At 74.5% G+C, this 22,473-nt stretch carries 18 protein-coding genes; 9 read left to right on the plus strand and 9 right to left on the minus strand.

Annotation, left to right across the window (positions count from 1 at the left end; translation table 11 throughout):
- Window position 1 precedes the first annotated feature (1 nt).
- The 4 genes from ACIPN7_RS18475 (at window position 2) to ACIPN7_RS18490 (ending at window position 5,376) form a co-directional block, all read left to right on the plus strand.
- Window positions 2–1,300 carry an ABC transporter substrate-binding protein gene (locus ACIPN7_RS18475; RefSeq protein ID WP_400545323.1) on the plus strand — a complete coding sequence of 433 codons (1,299 nt, stop codon included), beginning with the start codon at window positions 2–4 and terminating at the stop codon, window positions 1,298–1,300.
- A 67-nt stretch (window positions 1,301–1,367) separates the two neighbouring features.
- On the plus strand, window positions 1,368–2,465 hold the full coding sequence (locus tag ACIPN7_RS18480) for a phosphotransferase family protein (protein ID WP_400545326.1): 1,098 nt from the start codon (window positions 1,368–1,370) through the stop codon (window positions 2,463–2,465).
- Complete coding sequence (locus ACIPN7_RS18485; protein WP_400545329.1) at window positions 2,465–3,721, plus strand: acyl-CoA dehydrogenase family protein; 1,257 nt, start codon at window positions 2,465–2,467, stop codon at window positions 3,719–3,721. The genes ACIPN7_RS18480 and ACIPN7_RS18485 overlap by 1 nt, the downstream gene beginning before the upstream one ends.
- Window positions 3,718–5,376: an AMP-binding protein gene (locus ACIPN7_RS18490; protein ID WP_400545332.1), complete on the plus strand. Its 1,659-nt coding sequence runs from the start codon at window positions 3,718–3,720 to the stop codon at window positions 5,374–5,376. The genes ACIPN7_RS18485 and ACIPN7_RS18490 overlap by 4 nt, the downstream gene beginning before the upstream one ends.
- Here the strand turns inward: ACIPN7_RS18490 and ACIPN7_RS18495 are convergent.
- Entirely contained in the window at window positions 5,321–5,782 is a 462-nt protein-coding gene (locus tag ACIPN7_RS18495) for an acyl-CoA thioesterase (RefSeq protein WP_400545335.1), read from the minus strand. The two genes, ACIPN7_RS18490 and ACIPN7_RS18495, sit on opposite strands and share 56 nt — an antisense overlap.
- Before the next feature lie 95 nt (window positions 5,783–5,877).
- On the opposite strand from ACIPN7_RS18495, the gene ACIPN7_RS18500 reads away from it, so the two are divergent.
- The 5 genes from ACIPN7_RS18500 to ACIPN7_RS18520 are packed head-to-tail and all read left to right on the plus strand — an operon-like array spanning window position 5,878 to window position 10,692.
- Complete coding sequence (locus ACIPN7_RS18500) at window positions 5,878–7,077, plus strand: acyl-CoA dehydrogenase family protein (RefSeq protein ID WP_400545338.1); 1,200 nt, start codon at window positions 5,878–5,880, stop codon at window positions 7,075–7,077.
- A 37-nt stretch (window positions 7,078–7,114) separates the two neighbouring features.
- Window positions 7,115–8,338: an acetyl-CoA C-acetyltransferase gene (locus ACIPN7_RS18505; RefSeq protein WP_400545341.1), complete on the plus strand. Its 1,224-nt coding sequence runs from the start codon at window positions 7,115–7,117 to the stop codon at window positions 8,336–8,338.
- Window positions 8,339–8,349: 11 nt separating this feature from the next.
- Window positions 8,350–9,447, plus strand: coding sequence for a zinc-binding dehydrogenase (locus ACIPN7_RS18510; RefSeq protein WP_400545344.1), 1,098 nt, complete (start codon window positions 8,350–8,352; stop codon window positions 9,445–9,447).
- 34 nt (window positions 9,448–9,481) lie between these two features.
- A complete protein-coding gene (gene fabG / locus ACIPN7_RS18515) occupies window positions 9,482–10,231 on the plus strand; it encodes a 3-oxoacyl-ACP reductase FabG (protein ID WP_285106861.1) in 750 nt (249 codons plus the stop codon).
- Window positions 10,228–10,692: a MaoC family dehydratase gene (locus ACIPN7_RS18520; RefSeq protein ID WP_400545347.1), complete on the plus strand. Its 465-nt coding sequence runs from the start codon at window positions 10,228–10,230 to the stop codon at window positions 10,690–10,692. Before fabG ends, ACIPN7_RS18520 begins: the two co-directional genes overlap by 4 nt.
- A gap of 53 nt (window positions 10,693–10,745) precedes the next feature.
- Here the strand turns inward: ACIPN7_RS18520 and ACIPN7_RS18525 are convergent, their stop codons facing one another.
- The 8 genes from ACIPN7_RS18525 to ACIPN7_RS18560 are packed head-to-tail and all read right to left on the minus strand — an operon-like array spanning window position 10,746 to window position 22,473.
- Window positions 10,746–11,024 carry a hypothetical protein gene (locus tag ACIPN7_RS18525; RefSeq protein WP_400545350.1) on the minus strand — a complete coding sequence of 93 codons (279 nt, stop codon included), beginning with the start codon at window positions 11,022–11,024 and terminating at the stop codon, window positions 10,746–10,748.
- A gap of 42 nt (window positions 11,025–11,066) precedes the next feature.
- Window positions 11,067–12,815, minus strand: coding sequence for a thiopeptide-type bacteriocin biosynthesis protein (locus ACIPN7_RS18530; protein WP_400545353.1), 1,749 nt, complete (start codon window positions 12,813–12,815; stop codon window positions 11,067–11,069).
- On the minus strand, window positions 12,812–14,122 hold the full coding sequence (locus tag ACIPN7_RS18535) for a hypothetical protein (RefSeq protein WP_400545355.1): 1,311 nt from the start codon (window positions 14,120–14,122) through the stop codon (window positions 12,812–12,814). Before ACIPN7_RS18535 ends, ACIPN7_RS18530 begins: the two co-directional genes overlap by 4 nt.
- 11 nt (window positions 14,123–14,133) lie before the next feature.
- Window positions 14,134–15,993 carry a TOMM precursor leader peptide-binding protein gene (locus ACIPN7_RS18540; protein WP_400545358.1) on the minus strand — a complete coding sequence of 620 codons (1,860 nt, stop codon included), beginning with the start codon at window positions 15,991–15,993 and terminating at the stop codon, window positions 14,134–14,136.
- Window positions 15,994–16,016: 23 nt separating this feature from the next.
- Window positions 16,017–17,801, minus strand: coding sequence for a hypothetical protein (locus tag ACIPN7_RS18545; RefSeq protein WP_400545361.1), 1,785 nt, complete (start codon window positions 17,799–17,801; stop codon window positions 16,017–16,019).
- Window positions 17,794–18,942, minus strand: coding sequence for a hypothetical protein (locus tag ACIPN7_RS18550; RefSeq protein ID WP_400545364.1), 1,149 nt, complete (start codon window positions 18,940–18,942; stop codon window positions 17,794–17,796). The genes ACIPN7_RS18545 and ACIPN7_RS18550 overlap by 8 nt, the downstream gene beginning before the upstream one ends.
- Entirely contained in the window at window positions 18,936–21,626 is a 2,691-nt protein-coding gene (locus ACIPN7_RS18555; RefSeq protein ID WP_400545367.1) for a hypothetical protein, read from the minus strand. Before ACIPN7_RS18555 ends, ACIPN7_RS18550 begins: the two co-directional genes overlap by 7 nt.
- Window positions 21,616–22,473, minus strand: coding sequence for an ABC transporter permease (locus tag ACIPN7_RS18560; protein ID WP_400545370.1), 858 nt, complete (start codon window positions 22,471–22,473; stop codon window positions 21,616–21,618). The genes ACIPN7_RS18555 and ACIPN7_RS18560 overlap by 11 nt, the downstream gene beginning before the upstream one ends.

Genomic DNA, 22,473 nt, shown 5'->3' on the forward strand with positions numbered 1-22,473 from the left:
AATGCGCACCACACGAACCACCACACGAACCACCACACGAACCACCACACGATCCGTCGGCACGGCGGCCGTCCTCGGCCTGGCCGCCGCGACAGCCCTGTCCGGCTGCTCCACCCCGGCGGCCGCCGAGGTCCCGGGCGTCACCGACGAGAAGGTGGTCATCGGCACCCACCAGCCGCTCACGGGCCCGGCCGCTGCCGGTTTCGCGTCGATCTCGGCGGCCACCGCGGCGTACTTCGAGTACGTCAACGCGAACGGCGGCATCCATGGCCGCGAGATCGAGTACGTCGTCAAGGACGACGGCTACAACCCCGCCAACACCCAGACGGTCGTGCGCGAGCTGGTCCAGGAGGACGAGGTCTTCGCGATCGTCAACGGCCTGGGCACGCCCACGCACTCCAGCGTGCTCGACTACCTCGACCAGAACGGCGTGCCGGACCTGTTCGTCGCCTCCGGCTCCCTGACGTGGAACCAGCCGGACAAGTACCCGAACACGTTCGGCTTCAACGCCGACTACGTGACGGAGGGTGCGGCGCTGGCGCAGCACGCGCTGGACACCGACCCGGACGCCGTCGTCTGCGTGCTGGGCCAGGACGACGACTTCGGCGCGGGCATCCTGCAGGGCGTCGAGCTCGTGGTGGGTGACGGCGAGGTGGCGACCAACCAGACCTACTCCACCGCCGACCAGGATGTCACGGCGCAGCTCGGCGCCATGAAGGAGGCCGGCTGCACGCACAACGTGCTTGGCACCATCAACGGGTTCACGGCGCTGGCCGTGGGCACCGCCGCGCAGATGGAGTGGTTCCCGAAGTGGCACGTGTCCTCGTCGGGCGCCGACTACCCGACGCTCGTGGAGTACCTCGGTGAGGAGGGCACGCCGGCGCTGGAGGGTCTGGTCTCGGTCAACTACCTGCCCAACAGCCCGTCGTCGGAGTGGTACGAGCTCTTCTCCGAGATCAACGAGGAGTACAACGACGGCGCGCCCTACACGGGCAACACCACGTTCGGCATGAGTGTGGGCTACCAGTTCGCCGAGGCGCTGGCCGCGGCCGGCGAGAACCCGACGAGGGAGTCGATAGTGGCGGCGGTGAAGTCCGGTGACCTCGTGGGCAACGGCATCGCGCCGCTGACCTACTCCGCGGACGACCACTTCGGGCACCGCACCGTCCGGATCGCCGTCGTGGCCGACGGCGTGCAGGACTTCACCGACGACGCCTACGAGGTCTCCGAGACGGGCGCCGCTCCCGTCGAGCCGGAGCAGACGCCGCTCGAGAACGAGGGCATCCCGGCGACCGAATGACCTTGCGGGAAGCAGGGGGCACCAGAAACATCGCGCACGAGGACCTCGGGCGCACGAGAGGGGAACCATGACGCACGAACTACCCGGTCTGGACGTCACGGGCCTGGCCACCTGGCTGGCCCGGGAGCACCCGGAGCTGGCGGACCCCGCCGGGCCCGGCCTGACCGCGAGCCTGATCACCGGCGGGCGCAGCAACCTCACCTACCGGGTCGACGGCGCCGCGCTGCCGCTCGTGGTACGGCGCCCGCCGCTGGGGCACGTGCTGTCCAGCGCGCACGACATGCGGCGCGAGCACCGGGTCATCACCGCCCTGGCGGGGACGATCCCGGTGCCGCGCACCGTCGCGGTGGTGGACGACACCGAGCGGGCCGAGGTCACGGGGACGGTGTTCTTCGTCATGGAGCACGTGGCAGGCACGGTCCTGGCTCGCCCCGAGCACAACGCGGCCTGGACCCGCGAGGGGCTCGGCCGGCTCGGCGTCGAGCTGGCCGAGGTCCTCGCGGACCTCCACTCGACCGACCCCGCGACGGTCGGGCTGGCCGACTTCGGTCGCCCCGCCGGGTACCTGGGCCGCCAGATGAAGACCTGGCGGCGCCAGTACGACGCCTCCCGCTCGCGGCCCCAGCCGCTCCTGGACACGCTCCAGGAGCGGCTGGAGGCCGCGGTGCCCGACGACGGCGCCCGCACCGGCATCGTGCACGGCGACTACCGGCTCGACAACGCGCTGGTGGCCGGGCCGCCCGACGCCCCGCACGTCGCGGCGGTGCTGGACTGGGAGATGGCGACGCTCGGCGACCCGCTCGTGGACCTCGGCATGCTCGGCATGTACTGGCACATCCGGGAGCTGACCACGACGTCGGGCGTCGACGTCGTGCCCGGGGCGATCCTGCCCGGCGCCGGCTACCCGGACTTCGGCGAGGTGATCGACGCCTATGCCGCCCGCGCCGGGATCGCCGTACCCGACCTGTCCTGGTACCGGGCGTTCGCCTGCTTCAAGCTCGCGGTCATCCTCGAGGGCATCCACTTCCGGTTCACCGGTGGCCAGACCGTCGGCGACGGGTTCGACAGGATCGGGGAGCTCGTGGAACCGCTGGCCGTCGAAGGGCTGGACCGGCTCGCCGACACCCCGCCCCGGACCGCCACCACGACAGCAGGAGGAGCCTGATGGACTTCGCACCCGACCAGACGACCCGGGAGGTCACCGGGCGGGTCCGGGACTTCCTGGCGGACGACGTGCTGCCCGCCGAGCCCGTGCTCGCCGCGCAGCTCGCGGCCACCCCCGACGACTGGTCGTTCCGGCCCGTCGTCCGCCACCTGCAGGCCACGGCCCGCGAGCGCGGCCTGTGGAACCTGTTCCTGCCGTCGGACGGCGGCCTGACCAACCTGCAGTACGCCCCCGTGGCCGAGCTGACCGGGTACAGCCCCAGGCTCGCGCCCGTCGCCATGAACTGCGCGGCGCCCGACACCGGCAACATGGAGCTGCTCGCCGACTTCGCCACGCCCGGGCAGCGCGAGCGGTGGCTCGACCCGCTGCTGGACGGCACCCAGCGGTCGGCGTTCTGCATGACCGAGCCCGACGTCGCGTCGTCGGACGCCACGAACATCGCCACCCGCATCGTGCGCGAGGGCGACGAGTACGTGATCACGGGCCGCAAGTGGTTCGCCACCGGCGCCATGAACCCGGACTGCGGGCTGCTGGTCGTGATGGGCAAGACGGACCCGGAGGCGCCCCGGCACCGACAGCAGTCCATGGTGCTCGTGCCCCGCGACACCCCCGGCGTCACCGTGCTGCGGGGCCTGACCGTGCTGGGCTACGACGACCGCGACCACGGCGGCCACGCCGAGATCGTGTTCGACGACGTCCGCGTGCCCGCCACCGCCCTGCTGGGCGGCGAGGGCGACGGGTTCGCCATGGCCCAGGCCCGCCTCGGGCCCGGCCGCATCCACCACTGCATGCGTGCCCTCGGCACGGCCGAGCGGGCGCTGGACCTGGTGCGCGAGCGTGCCGCCGAGCGGGTCGCGTTCGGCGGGCCGCTGGCCGACCAGGGCGTGGTGCGCGAGTGGGCCGCCACCTCGCGCATCGAGATCGAGTCGCTGCGCCTGCTCGTGCTCAAGACCGCCTGGCTCATGGACACCGTCGGCAACAAGGCCGCCATGACCGAGATCCAGGCCATCAAGATCGCGGTACCCCGCGCCGTCGGACAGATCCTGGACCGCGCCGTCCAGGTGTTCGGTGCCGCCGGGGTCTCCGGCGACCACCCCCTGGCCGAGCTGCTCGCCGGCGTGCGCACCCTGCGCCTGGCGGACGGGCCCGACGAGGTGCACCTCGCCTCCCTCGGCCGGGCCGAGCTCCGCCGTCGCGCGCCCTACCTGGTGCGCGTCGCCCCCGAACCGTCGACCGTCGAAGGAGACCCGACATGACCCACGCGCCCGCCGCGCCCACCCCGGCCGCCCCCGACCTCGCCGTCGACGGACCGGGCTACGGCACCCTCTCCATCGCGAGCATGCTGGCCGAGACCGCCCGCCGGTTCCCCGGGCGCAACGCGCTGTACTTCCTGGGGCAGGCCACCACCTACGGCGACCTCTGGGGCCAGACCCGCGCGTATGCCGGGGCGCTCGCGGCCCGGGGGATCGGGCCGGGATCGCGCGTGGCGATGATCGTGCCGAACGTGCCCGACTTCGCGCGCGTCTACTACGCCACGCTCGCGCTCGGCGCCGTGGTGGTGCCGGTGCACCTGCTGTTCCGCACCGACGAGATCGAGTTCGTGCTGCGGGACGCGGGGGCCGACGTCGTGGTGGTCGCCGCCCCGATGCTCGCGGAGGCCGCGCCGGCGGCCGCCCGGGCCGGCGTGCCGCTGCTGACCGTGCTGCTGCCGCAGGAGGCCGCCCGCGGGCTCGCGGAACGGGGCACCCCGGTGGCCCGGCTGGAGGAGGAGGCGGCCGGGGCCACCCCGATCGAGCGGCACGCGGGCGTGAACCCCCTGGCCGCGGCCACGATCCTGTACACGAGCGGCACCACGGGCACCCCGAAGGGCGCGGTGGGCTCGCACCTGGCGATGGTCGAGCAGGTGCACTGCTCGCTGATCGACTCGTTCGACCTGCGGCCCGACGACGTGGTGTACGGCGGCCTGCCGTTCTTCCACTCGTTCGGCCAGATGGCGGTGCTCAACATGGCGTTCCGGCGCGGCGCGTCCATCGTGCTGCTGCCCCGGTTCGACCCGGACGAGGCTCTTGAGCTGCTGGTGGCGCACGGCGCGACCGTGTTCACGGCGGTGCCGACCAACTTCGCGGGCATGGTCGAGGCGGCCCGCCGGTCGGCGGCGCGCCCCCCGCTGCGGTTCGCCGTCTCCGGCGGGGCGGCCCTGCCGGTGGCGCTGCTGGAGGCGTTCGAGGAGGCGTACGGCGCGCAGGTGCACGAGGGATACGGGCTCACCGAGACGTCGCCGTCGTGCACCTTCAACGTGACGTCCGAGCCCATCCGGCCCGGCACCGTGGGACGGCCCATGTGGGGCGTCGACGTCGCGGTGGCCGTGGCCGAGGTGGAGGACCGGGTCGAGCTGCTGCCCGCCCCGGCGGCGGGCGAGGTGAGCGACCTGGGCGAGATCGTGGTGCGCGGGCACAACCTGATGAAGGGCTACCTGGGGCGGCCGGACGCCTCGGCGGCCGCCGTCGTGGACGGCTGGTTCCGCACCGGCGACCTCGGCACCGTGGACGCGGACGGCATCGTGACGATCGTGGACCGCAAGAAGGACATGATCATCCGCAACGGCTACAACGTGTATCCCACGGAGGTCGAGGCGGTGCTGGCCGGCTACCCGGGTGTCGCGCTGGCCGCGGTGTTCGGGGTGCCCGACGCCGCGCGCGGGCAGGAGGTGCACGCCGCCGTCGTGCCGTCCGACGGCGTGGAGGTGGACCCGGAGGCCGTCGTCGCCTACATGCGCGAGCACGTGGCGGCGTACAAGTACCCGCGGGTGGTGCACGTGTCCGCCGACCTGCCGCTCGGCCCGAGCGGCAAGGTGCTCAAGCGCGAGCTGACGGCCCGGCACTCGGCCCCGGAGCCGGCTCGGGAGGGGTGACGCCCAGGTGCCGCTCCACGGCTGTGCGGATCACGTCCGGGACCGGGACCGGGCGGCGGGCCGCCTGGTCCACGAAGACGTGCGTGAAGCTGCCCGTCGCGTACGCCTGTGCGCGGTCGGGCGCGCCCGCGCGCAGGATCGCCAGGTCCCAGGTGAGCGAGGTGCGCCCGAGGCGCCCGACGGCGACGTCGACCTCCAGCTCCTCGGGGAACGACGCCGGGGCGAGGAACTCGCACGAGGAGGCGCGGGCGAGCCCGATCACGTCACCCGCGGGGTCCAGGCCGGTGTGCTTGATGAGCCAGGTGTTCACCGCCGTGTCCATGGCCTCGTAGTACACGGTGTTGTTCATGTGCCCGTACTGGTCGTTGTCGTTCCAGCGCAGCGGGAAGGGGTGCCGATAGCCCATCGAGCCAGCGTAGCGCCGCACCGAGGGGTGGGTGCAACATATTCGAGAATGATGCATACTGGACATCAGCCAGATCGACGACGATCGGAGAACCGATGACGCTCGCACCCGAGCCACCCGCCACGGACCTGCTGGAGGCGGACTTCTACGCGTTCCAGGACCTGCTCACCCCGGCCGAGCAGAAGAAGGCCCTGGCCGTCCGCGAGTTCATGGAGCGCGAGGTGCGTCCCATCGCGGACGACTACTGGGAGCGCGCCGAGTGCCCCGTGCACCTGTTCAAGCCCTACGCGCAGCTCGGCACCATCGGGTCGGGCTGGGCCGAGACGCAGGGCGAGGAGACCTCGGCCGTGTTCCGCGGCTGGGTGGGCATGGAGACGGCGCGCGTCGACTCCTCGTTCTGCACCTTCATCGGGGTCTCCGGCGGCCTGGCGATGACCTCGATCGGGCTGGGCGGCACGCCCGAACAGCGTGCGCAGTGGCTGCCGCCCATGGCGGCCGGCGACGTGATCGGCGCGTTCGGGCTCACCGAGCCCCTGGCCGGCTCCGACACCGCCAAGGGCCTGCGCACCACCGCCACCCGCACGGGCGACACCTGGGTGCTGAACGGCGCCAAGCGCTGGATCGGCAACGCCACGTTCGCCGACGTCGTGGTGATCTGGGCCAAGGACACGGCCGACGACCAGGTCAAGGGCTTCCTGGTGCGCAAGGGCACACCCGGCTTCACCGCCACCAAGATCGAGCGGAAGCAGTCCCTGCGCATCGTGCAGAACGCCGACATCGTGCTCGACGGCGTCGAGGTGGCCGAGGCCGACCGCCTGCAGCACATCAACAGCTTCCGCGACCTGGCCGCGGTGCTGCGGATCACGCGCGACGGCGTCTCCTGGCAGGCGCTCGGCACGATGATCGGCGCCTACGAGGCCGCCGTGGCCTACACCAAGCAGCGCGAGCAGTTCGGCAACCCCATCGCCAGCTACCAGCTCATCCAGGACAAGCTCGCCACGGCGTACGCGAACGTGACCGCGAGCTTCGCCATGTGCGTGCGCGTGGCCCAGCTCCAGGACCAGGGCATCCAGAAGGACGCCCACGCCGCGATGGCCAAGGCGTTCGTCACCACGCGCATGCGTGAGACGGTTGCGCTGTGCCGTGAGGCCTGCGGCGGCAACGGCATCACGCTCGACCACGGCGTGGCCCGGTTCTTCGCCGACGCCGAGGCCGTGTACACGTTCGAGGGCACCAAGGACATGAACCAGCTCATCGTGGGCCGCGCGATCACCGGTCACGCGGCGTTCGTCTGAGCCGGTCCGTGCCGCCCACCCCGCTCAAGGAGGAGCAATGACCGAGGCCTACATCGTCGCCACCGCGCGCTCGCCCATCGGGCGCGCGCACAAGGGGTCGCTGAAGGACGTGCGCCCCGACGACCTCGCCGCCGAGATGGTGCGCGCCGCCGTCGGGCAGGTGCCGGGCCTGGACCCGGCGCGGATCGACGACCTGCTGCTGGGCTGCGGCCTGCCGGGCGGCAAGCAGGGCATGAACCTGGCGCGCATCGTCGCGGTGCTGTGCGGCTGGGACACCGTGCCCGGCGCGACCGTCACGCGCTACTGCAGCTCCAGCCTGCAGACCACACGCATGGCGTTCCACGCGATCAAGGCGGGCGAGGGCGGCGTCTTCGTCTCCGCGGGCGTGGAGTCCGTCAGCTCGTTCGCCACCGGGTCGAGCGACGACATCCCGGGCGTGGACCTGCACAACCCGGTCTTCGCCGACGCCCTGGCCCGCACCGAGAAGCGCGCGGGGGCCGGCGCGGGGCTGTGGACCGACCCGCGGCTGGAGGGCGTGCTCCCGGACGCGTACATCTCCATGGGCCAGACGGCGGAGAACGTCGCCGCGCTGCGCGGCGTCACGCGCGCCGAGCAGGACGAGTTCGCCGCCCGCAGCCAGCAGCGTGCGCAGGCCGCCATCGCGGCGGGCTTCTGGGCCCGGGACATCACGCCCGTCACCCTGCCCGACGGCACGGTCGTCTCCGCCGACGACGGCCCGCGGCCGGGCACCACCGTGGAGAAGCTCGGCACGCTGGAGCCGGTGTTCCGCCCCGACGGCAGCGTCACGGCGGGCAACGCCTGCCCCCTGAACGACGGCGCGGCCGCGGTCGTCATCGTCTCCGGGCGCGTGGTCGACGAGCTCGGCCTGACGCCGCTGGCTCGCATCGTGTCCACGGGGGTGAGCGGGCTGTCCCCGGAGATCATGGGGCTCGGCCCCGTCGACGCCAGCCGGCAGGCGCTGCGCCGCGCCGGGCTCACGGTCGACGACATGGACCTCGTGGAGATCAACGAGGCGTTCGCCGCGCAGGTGATCCCGTCGGCGCGCGAGCTCGGCGTGGACGAGGAACGGCTGAACGTCAACGGCGGCGCCATCGCCGTCGGGCACCCGTTCGGGATGACCGGGGCGCGCATCACCTCCACCCTGATCAACGCGCTCGCGGACACCGGCGGCCAGTACGGTCTGGAGACGATGTGCGTGGGCGGCGGGCAGGGCATGGCGATGGTGCTGGAGAAGCTCTGAAGGGAGCAGGCGTGCTGATCACGGGTGCGGTGCTGGAGCGCTGCGGCGCGCCGGCGCCCTATGCGCAGTCCCGGCCGGTCACGGTCGGGCCGCTGGAGCTCGCCCCGCCGGGCGACGGCGAGGTGCGGGTGCGGATCGAGGCCGCGGGGCTGTGCCACTCCGACCTGTCGGTCGTGGACGGCAACCGCGCCCGGCCGGTGCCGATGCTGCTCGGCCACGAGGCCGCCGGCATCGTGGAGGCGACCGGCCCGGGTGCGCGCCTCGCCGTCGGGCAGCGGGTGGTCATGACGTTCCTGCCGCGTTGCGGGCAGTGCGCGCAGTGCGCGACCGACGGGCGGCTGCCGTGCGCGGTGGGGTCGGCGGCCAACGCGGCCGGCACCCTCGTGGGGGGTGGGCGGCGGCTGACACGTGAGGGCCAGGAGGTGCACCACCACCTCGGGGTGAGCGCGTTCGCGACCCACGCCGTGGTCTCCGAGACCTCCGTGGTGCCCGTGGACCACGACGTCCCGCCCGACGTCGCCGCGCTGCTCGGCTGCGCGGTGCTGACCGGCGGCGGCGCCGTCGTGAACGCCGGCCGGCCCGCTCCGGGCGACCGGGTGGCCGTCGTGGGGCTCGGCGGTGTGGGCATGGCGGCGCTCCTGGTGGCCGTGGCGCTCGGGCACGAGGTCGTGGGCGTCGACGCCGTGCCCGCCAAGCTCGACCTGGCGCGCGAGCTCGGCGCGACCCTCGCCGTCGGGCCGCAGGAGGCGGCCGACCAGGGGCTGCGGGCCCCCGTGGTGATCGAGGCGGCGGGCTCGGCCCGCGCCTTCGAGACCGCCTACGCCCTCACGGCCTCGGGCGGCACCACCGTCACGGTGGGGCTGCCGCACCCCGACGCCCGGGCGAGCATCTCGCCGCTCAGCCTGACCGCCGAGGCCCGCACCGTGGTGGGCTCCTACCTCGGGTCGGCCGTGCCGAGCCGCGACATCCCGCGCTACGTGGAGCTGTGGCGGGCCGGGCGGCTGCCCCTGGAGCGGCTGGTGTCCGACCGCATCACCCTGGACGACCTGCCCGCCGCGCTCGACCGCCTCGCCTCCGGCGCGGCGCTGCGGCAGCTCGTGATGTTCTGACCTGAGAAGTTCACGCAACGAGAGGAAACCCCTGATGACTCGTACAGCCATCGTCACCGGAGCGGCCCGCGGCATCGGCGCCGCCACGGCCCGCCGGCTCGCGCAGGACGGCTTCGCCGTCGCCGTCCTGGACCTCCTGGAGGACCAGGCGAAGACCACCGCGGAGGCCATCGTGGCGGACGGCGGGCGCGCGCTCGCCGTGGGCGTCGACGTCGCCGACGAGGACTCGGTCGCCGCCGCCGTCGCGCGCGTCACCGCCGAGCTGGGCGCGCCCACCGTCCTGGTGAACAACGCCGGGATCCTGCGCGACAACCTGCTGTTCAAGATGTCGGTGGGCGACTGGGACGCCGTGCTGGGCGTGCACCTGCGAGGCGCGTTCCTGATGACGCGGGCCGTGCAGGCGCACATGGTGGAGGCGAAGTACGGCCGCATCGTGAACCTGTCCTCGACGTCCGCGCTCGGCAACCGCGGCCAGGCCAACTACTCGGCGGCCAAGGCGGGCATGCAGGGCTTCACCAAGACCCTGGCGATCGAGCTCGGCAAGTTCGGCGTCACCGCGAACGCCGTGGCGCCCGGCGTGATCGAGACCGACATGATCCGGGAGACCGCCGAGCGCATCGGGGTGTCGCTGTCCGACTACCTGAGCGTGGCCGCCAAGGACGTGCCCGTGGGGCGCGTGGGCCAGCCCGAGGACATCGCGAACGCCGTGTCGTTCTTCTGCGCGGAGCAGTCCGGGTTCGTCTCGGGCCAGGTGCTGTACGTGGCGGGCGGCCCGAAGGCATGACGGACGTCATCACCGTCGACGCTCCGGCTGACCTCGCCGACGCCGTGGGCCGGACCGCCACGGGCGAGTGGTTCGAGGTCACCCAGGAGCGCATCGCGGCGTTCGCCGACGCGACCGAGGACCACCAGTGGATCCACCTCGACGCCGAGCGGGCGGCCGCCGGGCCGTTCGGCTCGACGATCGCGCACGGCTACCTCACCCTGTCGCTGCTGCCGCGCCTGGCGTCGTCGCTCGTCGAGGTGGGCGGCGTCGCCATGGTGATGAACTACGGCATGGACCGGCTGCGGTTCCTCAGCCCGGTGCCGTCGGGCGCGCGCGTGCGGGCCGTCACCGAGATCCTCTCGGCCGAGCCGACGACGGCCGGCGTGCGGCTCGCCTCGAAGGTCACCGTCGAGATCGAGGGGTCCGAGAAGCCTGCGCTGGTCGCACACGCGCTGTCGCTCTACGTCCCGGCGGGCTGAAGACCGCCGGCGGGCCCGGCTGACCCGCCGTCCGTGGTTCGACGGGTGGCGGGTCAGCCGCGGTCTCGCCCCGCCAGGGCTCGCAGGACCATGCCGACGCCCGCGCCGATCAGCACGCCGATGGCGGGCTGGCCGAACGCCATCCCGATCCCCAGACCCAGCACCGGCGCGCCGATCCCGAGCGCGTTGGGCAGCGCTCCCGCCGTCCCGTTCCGGTTGGCGCCACGGTCCTGGCCCGGCGCCCACCGGTCCGGTGTGCCGGTCCCGCCCGGTGCATCCTGGACCGGCCCGTTCTGGTCGTTCTTGTCCTGGTCGTTCGTCAGCTCGCTCATGGGCTTCCTCCCGGTTGTCCGGCACAGCTCTCGGGTATTGTGTCAGGAACTTCTGGTCTGTCCGTCTCGCCCCACCGGGAGCAGTGCCACCGCGCACCGGTCCACGCCGTCCAGGTGCAGCCGGGCGTTGACGGCGTCATCGGTGAACGCGCCGAGGTGCACGGAGGCCAGGCCCCGGTCAGCCGCGCACAGGCCGAGGTTCTGCGCCATGTGCCCTGCCTCCAGCAGCGCGAGGCGCAGCGCCCGCAGGCCGTACTTCTCCCGCAGCCGCCCGATGTCGGCCACCAGCACCACCGCGGCAGGCAGCACGCGCGCCTCCAGGCTCGCGGCGGGGTCGTCGGCCATGGGGCCCACCAGCGGAGACAGGTCCGGGAAGGAGACGTCCAGCCCGTCCACCTGCTCGAGCATGCTGTCCTGGGGCGGGGGGCCCGCTGCCCCGTCATCCGGCCGGGCCGACGCCGAGGTGTGCCGCGCGCCGGTTCCGCCCGGGCGGAACCGGTAGGCGCCTTGCGGTAGGCCTTCGACCTCGGCGACCAGCACGTGTGCCTCGACGGCCCGGAGGGCACCGGCGCTCGGGTAGGCGGGGCCGGAGAGCGCGGCGTCGAGCCATGCCTCCAGGTCCACGCGGGACAGGGCGCCATAGGCGCCGTAGGCGCTGCGGCGCCCCGCCAGTGCCCCGGCCAGCGACCGTGGGGCCACCGCCCGAGCCACGGCTCCCGCGGCACCGGCGCCCTGCCCGGCACGGGCGTCCCGCACCGGGGCCGCCGCCGCGCCGTGCGGGAGCTGCTCGCCCCGGATCGCCACCGACCGGTACTTCGACAACTCCAGGTAGGTCCGGTCGGCCGCCGTCGGCCCGTCGTCGAAAAAGCCCGCGCCCCGCTGGGGGAACGCACCGGTCGCCAGCGAGACCAGCCAGGCGGCGAACCGCTCGTCCCAGACGCTCAGGCCCAGCCGGTTGTTCATCATGTGCACCAGTGACCAGACGATGCGCTCGGGTGCGTTGCGCAGCGCGCCGTCGTCGGCCAGGGTGCGCAGCCGGGCCACGAGCGGGCGCAGGGAGCCGGACCAGACCTGGTGGGTGGAGCGGGGGCCGGAGGCCGCGGCGCTCACCAGGGCGGGCCGCGCGTCCCAGCGGGCGGGTGCGGCCCAGTAGACGGCCTCGGCGGCAGCCCGGGCCGAGGCTCCGTCGGACGGCGACTCCGACGTGAAGTCCCACCCCGCGAAGTAGCCGCGTGCCGCACGGACCGCCGTCAGCGGATCGAGGTCGAGCGCGTCCAGGGCCAGGAGCATGAGGTCGACCGCGACGGCACGGCGGGTGTCCGCCGCGGGCGTGGCCCGCAGGAGGGCGAGGGCGAGGTCGGAGGAGACGCCGAACTGTTCCTCGCAGAGCGCGAGCGCCTCCGGACCGCCGTACCGGTCGGTCTCGGGGACGTAGGCCGCCTCGACGACGTCGCCGTCGGCGTGCCACGGCTCGGGGTCCGCCGCGGTGAAGACCGCCCCGTACGCGGCAGGGTCGAGGTCGACTCGGTCACCCGGCGGGCAGGGTGCCGCGCAGGCCTCGCGCAGCCGGTCCGCGAGGTCCTTGACCGTCGCCGCCGACGCGTCCCGCAGCCGTACACGAAGGTGCGGGCCGCCGGTCCAGTAGCGCAGGAAGTGCCAGGCGGTCGCCTCGCCCGTGGCGACGAGGGCCGCGGCCTCGGGCCCGACGACGTCCAGGAGGAACCGGTCGACGGCCGACGGCGTCCGGTGCAGGTAGACGTAGAGCGTCGACCAGCGCGTGGGCTCGCTCATGAGACCGCCATCCCGAGCGGCGACAGCGGCGTGCCGCCGTCGGGCAGCGGACGGGCCCAGAGCTGGTAGGCCACCACGTGCCCGAGCGGCAGGCGCAGAGCGGCGGCCCACGCCGCGTCGTCGTGGTTGCGGGCAGGGCGCAGGGCGACGTGCCGGGCCGCGGCAGCCAGCGCACCCCACTGCGCGACGAACCCGAGCACCGCGTGCAGCCGGGCGGGCGCGGCGGCGGCGTGTGCGGCGGTCCACGCGGACACGTCCGCGACCAGGCTCCAGCCCAGCGGCGCGGAGAACAGGGTGCCCGCCGGTCCCTCGAACGGCGCGCCGTCGGCGGGCAGCACCTCACTCCGGGCCAGGGAACCGTCGGCCAGCCGGTGCCGGAACAGTCGCAGCCCGCCCGGCGGGGCCAGCCGGGCCGCCGCCTCCAGGGCGGCGCGCAGCGCCGCATCCACGGCCACGGCGTCCGCCTCGGGGGTCGGGGCGATGGTCACCAGGTTGTCGAACGAGGAACCGCTCGAACGACGGTCGAGCCAGTCGGTCAGCGGCTCGCCGGGGGCCACGAGGGCGTCGAGCCGGGCCACGTCGCCGGGGCCGACCCAGACCGCCTGCCCTACCTGCCCGCCGGTGCCCGGCCGTGCCCGGAGCGTCGCCACGACGCCCGGCCCGGCGTCATGGGAGCGCGCCCTGGTGCCGGACCCGGCGGGCGCCGGGCCCAGCCTGACCTCGACCGGCAGCCCTGCCCGGTGTGCCGTCAGCGCGAGCACCGCGGTCAGGTGCCCGGCCTCCAGCTCGGCCAGCGCGGGGCGCAGCGATCCGTAGGGGGTCGGGAACCGCTCCGGGTGTGCGGTGACGAGCAGGTGCGGTGCGTCCGCCGTGGTCCAGCCGGCCTCGGCACGGTCGGCACCGGGGGCGTCCGCACCGTCTGCTCCGGGGGCGTCCGCGGGGCGCGCCGGGACGCCGAGTGCCACGGCGTACGCGTCCGCGGTGCGGACGCCGTCGGCCAGGACGAGGTGGGCGTCCGCGCCGAACAGGCCGCGCGGCGAGGGGTAGGCGCGGTGGGCGACGTACCGGTCGACCGGGGTGAGGCGCCGGACCCGAACCGCTTCCAGCGCGGCCGCGGTCCACCGCTCCCGCTCCGACCAGCCGGGTCCCAGCACCGTGCCGGCCCGGGTGGCACGCAGCGCGGCCAGGGCCGTGGCAGGCGGCGGTTCGGTCGGAACCTGGCGGGGCGTGCTCGCCCGGTCGGCCAGCAGGGTGGGCACAGGGCCCACCGCCTTGCCGTACGTCTGCGCGTACAGCACGCCTGCCACGGCAACGGGGCTCACGGGAACGGGTGCGGCACGGTGTACGGACCGGTCTCGGTCGTCCACGGCTGTGCTCCTCTCAGGATCGTCGAGGCACGGCCCAGGCGAGGCAGCCCCACCGTGCGCCGGTTGAGGTGCCCGAACGTCATCGGCATCGCGCCCGGCACGATCACCTTGGCTGCGTGCACACCGAGCTCGGCGGCATCGTCCGGCCCCGTCTGGTCCACCACGACGACGTCGCAGCCGAGCGCATGCGCGCGCTCGGTCAGCACCGACAGGGTGGTGGCGACGTCGTCCAGCAGCCCCGGCCCTGCGTCGGCGAACTCGGCCACACTGATCGTCCCGGCCGGCCGGTCGAGGAACTCCCACAGGCCGCGCGCCTCCCACAGGCCGTGCATCCCCGTGTGGTCCTCGAGGGTCCGCACCAGCGAGTAGTCGTCCAGCATGGGCCGGCACCGCTCGACCGATACGTCGGCCCGCATCCGGACCCACTTCGGGTACATGACGGCGTTCGTGAGGCACTCCTCGACCGCGGTCCGGATCGCCGCGCGTCCGTCCAGGCCGGCACCGGAGGCCAACGACATCGCCGGTGCCAGCCCGGCGCGCACGGCGTCCTGAGGTGCCGTGATCATCGCCAGCGCGACCGGCACGCCGAAGTCGGACGTGAGGTCGAGGACCCGCAGCCGCAGACCACGCTCCGCGAGCAGGTCCACCGCGGGAGCCAGGTCCGCGAGCCCCGGGTCCTGCAGGTCGAGCACCACCTCGCGCAACCGGGAGCGGGAGTACCACGCCAGCAGGAACGCGTCCCGTTCGATCACCTCGCACAGTCCGTGCAGGGCGGCCTCCTCCAGCGTCCCCCCGACGGCGCAGCCGTTGGACGACTCGTAGAAGAACCGCGCCCCCGTGCCGGTCTCGTGCCAGAAGGCGACGTGCTCGGGCACGAGCACCGGTGACCGCCGCAGCGTCGACCACGCCCACACCCACGACGTCTCGGCCCCCGGGTCGTACGGCACGAACCCGTGCGGGCGCTGTGGCTGCTCGTGCGGCGTCCGTCCGACCGCCGCGCGGTCCGGCGTCCCGGCGGCCGGTTCCCTCGCTGCCGGGACGGGGTCGTGCTCGCCCAGGGTCCGCGGGTCGACGGCCTGCCCGGCGACCTGGTCGTAGGACGCCACCACCACGGACCGGTCCGGCCGCCGGTACCCGCCCCGCACCCGCTCCACGCCCTCCAGGAAGCCCGGCAGCTCGCTGCCGGCGAAGTCGGCCGACCGGCCGTACCCACCCTCGCGCGCGGCCCGGCCCGGGACCACCGTCTCGCACGTCACCAGCGCCAGCGGCGACTCCTCGTCGCGGTAGGTGTGCGCCACCGGGCCGAAGCGGAAGTCCAGCAGGCGCTCGCGGAGGTGCTCGCGATGGATGCGGCGGGTGCGCAGCGGTCCGGCGACGGAAGGCTGCGGCGTGGTCAGGTCGAGGGGAGTCGCATCGACGGCCGAGGGCGCTGCCCCGTCGGCCGGCAGCCCGGAACAGCGCGCGCAGTCCGGATGCACCGCGAACCGGTGCCGGGTGACCTCGCCGGTGCGCGTGCTGAGAACGAGCAGGCGGCGGGCAGCCGGGTCGGCGCCGGTCGGGGCGGCGAACTCGTCCACCAGGCCCGCCACGACGTCCCGCCACATCTCGGGCAGGTGCGGTTCCTCGCCACCCGCGGTGTGCGGCGACACGTCGGACCACCAGGCCAGGGCGCACTGCTGGCAGCCGCGCTGCCCGTCGGTCTCCCACGGTCCGACCACGATGTGCTCGCCCCGGACGGTGACTGGAACCCTGCCCTGCTGTGCCTGCTGTGCCTGCTGTGCCTGCTCGCCGGATGCCCGGACGCCGGACACCTGAACAACGGTAGGAGCGTCGGTCAGCGCCATGATGCCTCCGCCAGCTGCAGGCCGGCCCGGACCCAGGCGCGTGCGGCCGGGCCGGACGGGGTGCGCAGCCGCACCACGTCCGTCGTGGTCAGCCAGCGCGACAGACTCTGCCGGACGGCGTCGCCGCGTACGTCGAGCACGTCGGCGGAAGCCCGCGCGGGGGACTGGTCGGTGGACGCCGCCGCATACTGGGCGACGCCGGTGGCGCGCAGCAGCGCACCCTCGCAGGCGGCGCCCTGGTCAGCGGCGACGGCGGTGCCGAGCAGCCGGCCGGGCGTGTCTCCGTGCACCTCGACCCGGACGAGCCCGCTGAGCGGCGACCCGTCGCCGCCCACGGACGTGACGAGGCGCGTGGGCACGCCCAGGCGCAGCGTGAGCCCGGCGTGCAGGCGCCGGGCGCGGGGGCCGAGCGCCTCCTCGACCACGGTGCCCGGCTCCCAGCCGTGGGCCCCGGCGGCCAGCCGGGCGGCTGCCTCGGCCTGTGCGTCGGCGAGCGTCGGGCCGACGCCGACCGGCCGGTCGAGCGTGACCAGCTCGCGCACCTCGGCGAGGGCCGCGTCGAGGCGGGCCTGCGCCGTGGTCACACCGATCCCGAGCCGGCCGGGCGCGGTGCCGGTGGGCGTGGGTCTGCGCCGGGCCAGGGCAAGCCCGGCGGGGAGCTGGGGCAGGTCGCCGGGCAGCGGCTCGGCCACCGGTCCCAGCTCGGGGTCCCAGAGGTCCGTGAGCGCGTCCAGGACTGCGGGGACGTCGAGGTCGGCCGGCGCGTCGGCGCCTGCAGCGCCGGTTCCGGGAGCGGCGGTGCCGGTACCGGGAGCCTCGCCGATGCCAGCAGGCGCCACGTCGGTCCAGCCGTCCGCCGGGCCGACCGGTGGCAGCAGGACGCGCCGGTGCGGCTCCGCGACCAGGCTGTCGGCGGTGACCAGGTACTCCGGAGCGCTCGTGTCGGCGGGCCGGTCCTCGACCTGCCGCACCACCGCGCCGAGCACCGCCAGAGCGAGCTGTCCAGCGGTCAGCAGGCCGACCAGGTGCGCCCGTTCCGGGGCGGCCGGGCGCGCGTCGGCCCAGGCCAGCGCGTCGGCGAGGAGTTCCGGCGTGGCGTCCTGGTCCCGTGGGCCGACCAGGCGGCGGTCTCCGGTGCCCGCGACGAACGCGACCGGCACCCAGGCGTCGCCGTCCTGCCGTTCCACGACGGTCGCGCCGGTGGTCGCGCCGGCGCCGGCCCACGCGTCACCGGCCCCGGCGCGGACGACGTCGGGCAGCGGGGTGAAGCCCGCCTGCGCGAGGTGCGTCGCGGCGGCCTCGGCGACCTCGCGGCTCCCGGTGTACCGGACCCGCAGGCGGGCGGCGAGCAGCGCGCGAGCAGCGGCGTGCGGCCGGCGCGTGATCGACTCCAGGTGGTCGAGCGTCGCGGCCGGGACCTCCGGCGGGGCGTCCTCCACCTCACGCAGCAGGTCGTGCTCGGCGAGGCGGTCGAGCAGGCCGGCGACCACGGCCCGGCCCGCGGGCGGGACGGCCGCCAGCAGCGCGTCCGGATCGACGCCCGACTCCAGCACGGGCCGCACCGCGGCCCACAGGCGCACGGCGTTCGCGCCGTCGACCACGACCGCCGCGCCCCCCGTGCTCACCGCGACACCCCGGCCCTCCAGGTCACGGGTGCGGGTGCCGCGCCGTAGCCGTACATCCGCCGTCCGCGCCGTCGTTCCGCCGTCGCGCGTGCCGTCGGCCCGCTGCGCCGGTTCGGCCATCGACGCCTCAGCCTGCGCGGTGTCACTCACCTGCGTCACCCCGCCACGGGAGGGTCGGCACAGCCTGGGCGCTCTGCCGGGTCACGGCGCGCTCGACGGTGATCTGCCACGGCTCGCCGACCACCACCTGTGCGGCGTCGGTCAGCAGGTGCGCCACCGAGTAGCGCTGCATCGGCGTCACGCCGAGCACCGTGAGCAGGTCGAAGAAGCAGTTGACCAGGAACCGGTAGGCGGCGAAGTCGGAGCCGTTGCCCAGCGCGGTGAAGTCGAGCTGTCGGAAGGCACGGTGATAGTCGCTGTAGCCGCGCTCGTCGGACCCGCTCCATCGCACCGCCGTGGCGTCGTCGAACGTCGCCGCCCGCTCGGCCCGCTCCGGGTGCGGGTAGGGCAGCACGTCGCCCGCCTCCGCACGCTCGAGGGCGATCGGCAACGCCGCATCCACCCAGTCGAGCCAGGCGGCCGCCACCGGGTCCTGGCGGGCGGCCTCGCCCCCGGCCTGGATGGTGCGCAGCCGGTCGCAGAGCAGGTCCCGCTGCGCCTCGAACGAGGCGGTGAGCGCCGCGTCGGCCCGCCCGTCGGCGTCGTACCAGAAGAAGCACTCCTTCCAGTGCGACAGGAACGCCTGGTAGCCGGACACCAGCCCGTGGCGCGGGTAGGCGACGGCGATGGCGGCCATGCCGAGGAACGCGGCGTCCGCGCGGGTGACCGGCGTCGTGCCGGCGGTCAGCACCGTGCGCAGCACGGCCGTCCCGGCGGCCATGATGCGGCCCTTGGCCCGCTCCGCCGCGGGCGTGCGGACGAACGTGTCGCCGGTCGTGGTGTCCACCACCTCGACGGACCCGTCCGGCCACAGCGGCAGGTAGGGGCCGGCGACCAGCTCCAGGCGGCCCAGCTCGGCCGACGTCGCCGCGTACCCCGACTCGTCGAGCCGTGCACGGGAGGGGTGCGCGGCCAGGTGGGCGCGCAGGCGCTCGGCGAGGCCGGCCGCCGCGTCCGGCGCGGCCGGCCCCGTCACGTGCAGCAGCAGGTGCGGTCCACGCAACCAGTGCGAGCGCGCCCAGGCGCCGTCCACGCCGGGCAGCGCGGCGACCTCCTCCAGCGCGGGCAGCACGACGTCGCGGACCAGCGGTTCCTTGTCGTCGAAGTACGCGAGGCGCACTGTCGTCACCATCGGGGCCTCCTGGTGTCGGCGTTGTCTTCGGTGGTGTTGTCTTCGGTCGCGCTGACCTCGAAGAAGATCTCCGAGGCGTGCTCGTCGGGACCCGGCACGGGTGTCATCTCCTCCACCAGCAGCCATTCGCCCAGGCGTTGCGTGAGCCTGGCCACGTGCGCCACGTGCAGGCGGCTGAGCAGGTCCACGTGCTGCGGCTTGGGTGCGACGACCCGTTCCATCGGGGTCAGCGCCCGGCCCTGCAGCGGTCGGAGGAACACCTGGTCCGGGATTCCGCGCGCGATCCGCTCGACGTTGACCCGACGGAAGTGCTCGGGGGGCGTCTCGCCGGGGCGGGGCACCAGCACGTCGCGCGGCAGCACCCAGCGGCGGCGGAACAGCACCAGGTCTCCGCAGGTGATGCGGGCGGTGCCGGACATCGAGCCGCCGGCACCCGCCGTCGGCCCGCCGCCCGGGTGCCGGGCATACCGCGCGTGCAGGTCCGTCGTCAGGTCCCCGAACGAGAAGTAGGGGGCGCCCGCGAGGATCGCGAGCAGCATCTCGTCGGACGGCAGCGCGTGCGGCACCAGGAACCCGGTGTAGACGATCGTGATCGGCTCGCCGTCGTGCGTGCGCACCCGCAGCCCGTCCGGGGTGTGGATCACGCGCAGGTCCGCCAGCCGCAGGCGATCGGCCGCCGGGCTGGGCGGGTCGTCCGCCAGGGCCAGCTCTCGCTCGGCCAGCAGCGGGCTGAGGTTGGCGTTGAAGCCCAGCACCGGCCGCACCTGGACCGAGCGGCCCGCGTTGAGCCGCCGGTCGTGGGCGCGAAGCCCCTCGGTGACCGCCGGGTCGACGTCGTGCAGGTAGCGGCTGAAGTAGCGCGACTGGCCGCCGTACACGTGGTTGACCACGAGCTCGTGCCCCGCCGGCTGGCCGAACACCGACACCGAGCGCACCTCGTCCGGTGCCGGCGGCAGGAGCGCGGCGACCTGCTCGAGCATCGCCGGGTCCACCGCGGCCGACTCGACCGGCCGGTGCTGCAGGTCGATCAGGTGCGCCGCGGCGACCTCGTGCGCCGCCAGCAGCCGCCGCACCCGCTCCGGCACGCCCTCGACGGTCTCGCCCGCGACGAGTCGCTGCGTGAGCGGGAACGCCGCGTAGGCGTGCCGGGCGAGCTCGCGCAGGTCGGTGCAGGTGCCGCCGACCCCATAGTGCTGCACGAACACCGTTTCCAGGGCGGCGCCCAGCAGCCGCTGGTCGTCGCTGGCGTCGAGCAGGGGGCGGAGCCGGGCCGTGTCGTCCGCCCAGCGGCGCACGTCGTCGTCGGTGACGCCGTCGGACGGCGCGATGTAGCAGTCCTCGACCAGGGGTGCCTCCACCCGTGCGCCGACGGCGTCCGACCACAGGTCCGAGAGCTGCTCCAGGATCCTGACGCGGGCGCCCGCGTCGGCGGCGGAGAACCGGTCCAGGTTCTCCAAGCTCACGGTCACCGCGCGGCGCATCGTGGCGGACGCCGCCCCGTCCATCGGGGCGAGGGCGTCGTGCCACCGCACCAGGGCGTCGGGGGACTGCTCCGGCACGGGCAGCACCGGCAGCAGCAGACCGAGCGTGCGGAGCTGGTCGACCAGGGTGCGCGCGGCGTCGTCGGGCAGACCGTTGGGGGCCAGCCGAGCCGCGAGGGCTTCCGGCAGCAGGCCCGGCGAGTCCGGGTCGCACGCCACCAGCAGCACGTCGACGACGCGGTCCAACGACGGCGACAGCGGCAGCCGGGCGACGTCCTCCATGACACCGTCGGCCTTCATACCCGGCGTCGGCTGCGCCCAGTGCCGCCGGTGCACCTCCAGGAACCCGCCGGCGCGGGCGTGGCCCGCGCTCAGCCGCAGCGGGATCTGGGCGGCGTCGCGCGGGTCGGTCAGCAGGCGGCGTGCCGCGTGGCGCAGCAGCACATGGCGCAGGGCGGGCACGGAGCGGCGCCCGTGCGGCCCGCTCTCGCCGCCCGACGGCGACGCGTGGCTCGTGCCGTCAGGCCCCGTGCCGCCAGGCCCCGTGCCGTCGAGCTGTGCCACGTGCACGCCTGTGTACAGGGAGAACGGGCTGACCCGGACCGTGGAGCGCGAGTGGTACTGCACCAGGGCGCTCTCGGTCTTCGCCCCGCCGCGTGACGCCCGGTCGGCAGGCGTGCCCGCGCGGTCGGTGACGGCCCGCAGCAGGTCCCGGCTCGTGACGGCGACCGACCGGCGCACGTCGGGATCGCTCGCCCAGAGCACGAGCTCGGCGCGCTCGGTCGCCACGGCGGGTTCGTGCGCGGCGTCCAGGGCCGCGGTAGCGCTGTCGTCCCAGGTCGCCAGCCACTCGTCCAGGCCGTCGATGTGCGCGAGCTCCGGATGGTCCGCCGCCGTGCCCGCGAGCGCCGGCCCGATCGCCGGGCCGGGGGGACGCCGGTTGAACACCGCGCGCTTGAGGGGTAGCACCACGCGGTGGCGGACGTCGTCGGGCACCCGTGGTGCCAGGGCGTGCAGGTGTTCCACCAGAGGGTCGCGCAGCGCCTCGCGGCGTGCCGTGAGGCGAGCGAGCGTGATCAGGGCGTCCCGGGTGCTCCGGCCGGTGGCGGCGTCGGCGAGAGGGCGGTTCGGGTAGAGGTTGGTACGGGTGACCCAGAAGGGCGTGACGAGCTGCGCGAGCGCAGCCTCGGTGCTACTCGGCATCGGCCCTGCGCTGCGACGAGAAGCCGCGTGGCTCGCGCTCGGAGGTCCAGCGGAAGAAGCGCAGGGACACCACTGCGCCCGCGAGGCCCCAGGCGAGCAGGATCCAGGTGGCGCGCGCGTCCCACACGGGGCCCGACGTCGCCACGGCGCTCGTGACCAGCGTCATCAGCGGGGCACCCGGGAGGTAGGACACGATCGCGTCGCCCACCTCACCGAGCGGGAGCCGCATGAACGCACCCGACAGGAACGCCAGCGGGAAGAAGATGCCGTTGATGATCGGCACGGCGGCGTCGGCGCTGGGGGGCAGGAGGGAGAGCGCGGTGCCGAGCGGGGCGATGCAGACGAAGCCGAGCACCAGGGCCGCCAGGAGGGCCGGCACCCGCTCCGGCTCGACGTGGACGTTCAGCGCCAGGGTACCGAGCAGGGTGACGGCCGCGACCACGACGATCGCGGTGAGCACACCGTTGACCAGGTAGGCCGTCGTCACGACCCACGGGCGCACCGGCGTGGTGCGCAGGCGGCGGAAGATCCCGTGGTGGCGCCGGATCGCCAGCCCGATCGCGACGTTCGCCAGGGCGACGGAGATCATGCCGAACGTGAGGACGCCCGCGTAGCTGAGGTTTGCCTGTGTGAGGGAGTGCTCGCCGACCTCCAGGACGGTCCCGCCCTGGGCACGGAAGGCGAACCCGAAGCCCACGTAGAAGCCGATCGGCATCAGGACGATGAAGGCGAGGGAGATGATCGAGCGCCAGAAGTCCTTGATCTCGGTCTCCACGTGGCGCAGGAGGCTCGGCAGCGGGTTGGCCGCGGCCTGCGAGACGAGAGGGGTGGCAGTGGCCGTGGTCAT

Origin of the sequence: Promicromonospora sp. NPDC090134, from assembly GCF_044746965.1 — a bacterium.
Lineage (GTDB): Bacteria > Actinomycetota > Actinomycetes > Actinomycetales > Cellulomonadaceae > Promicromonospora.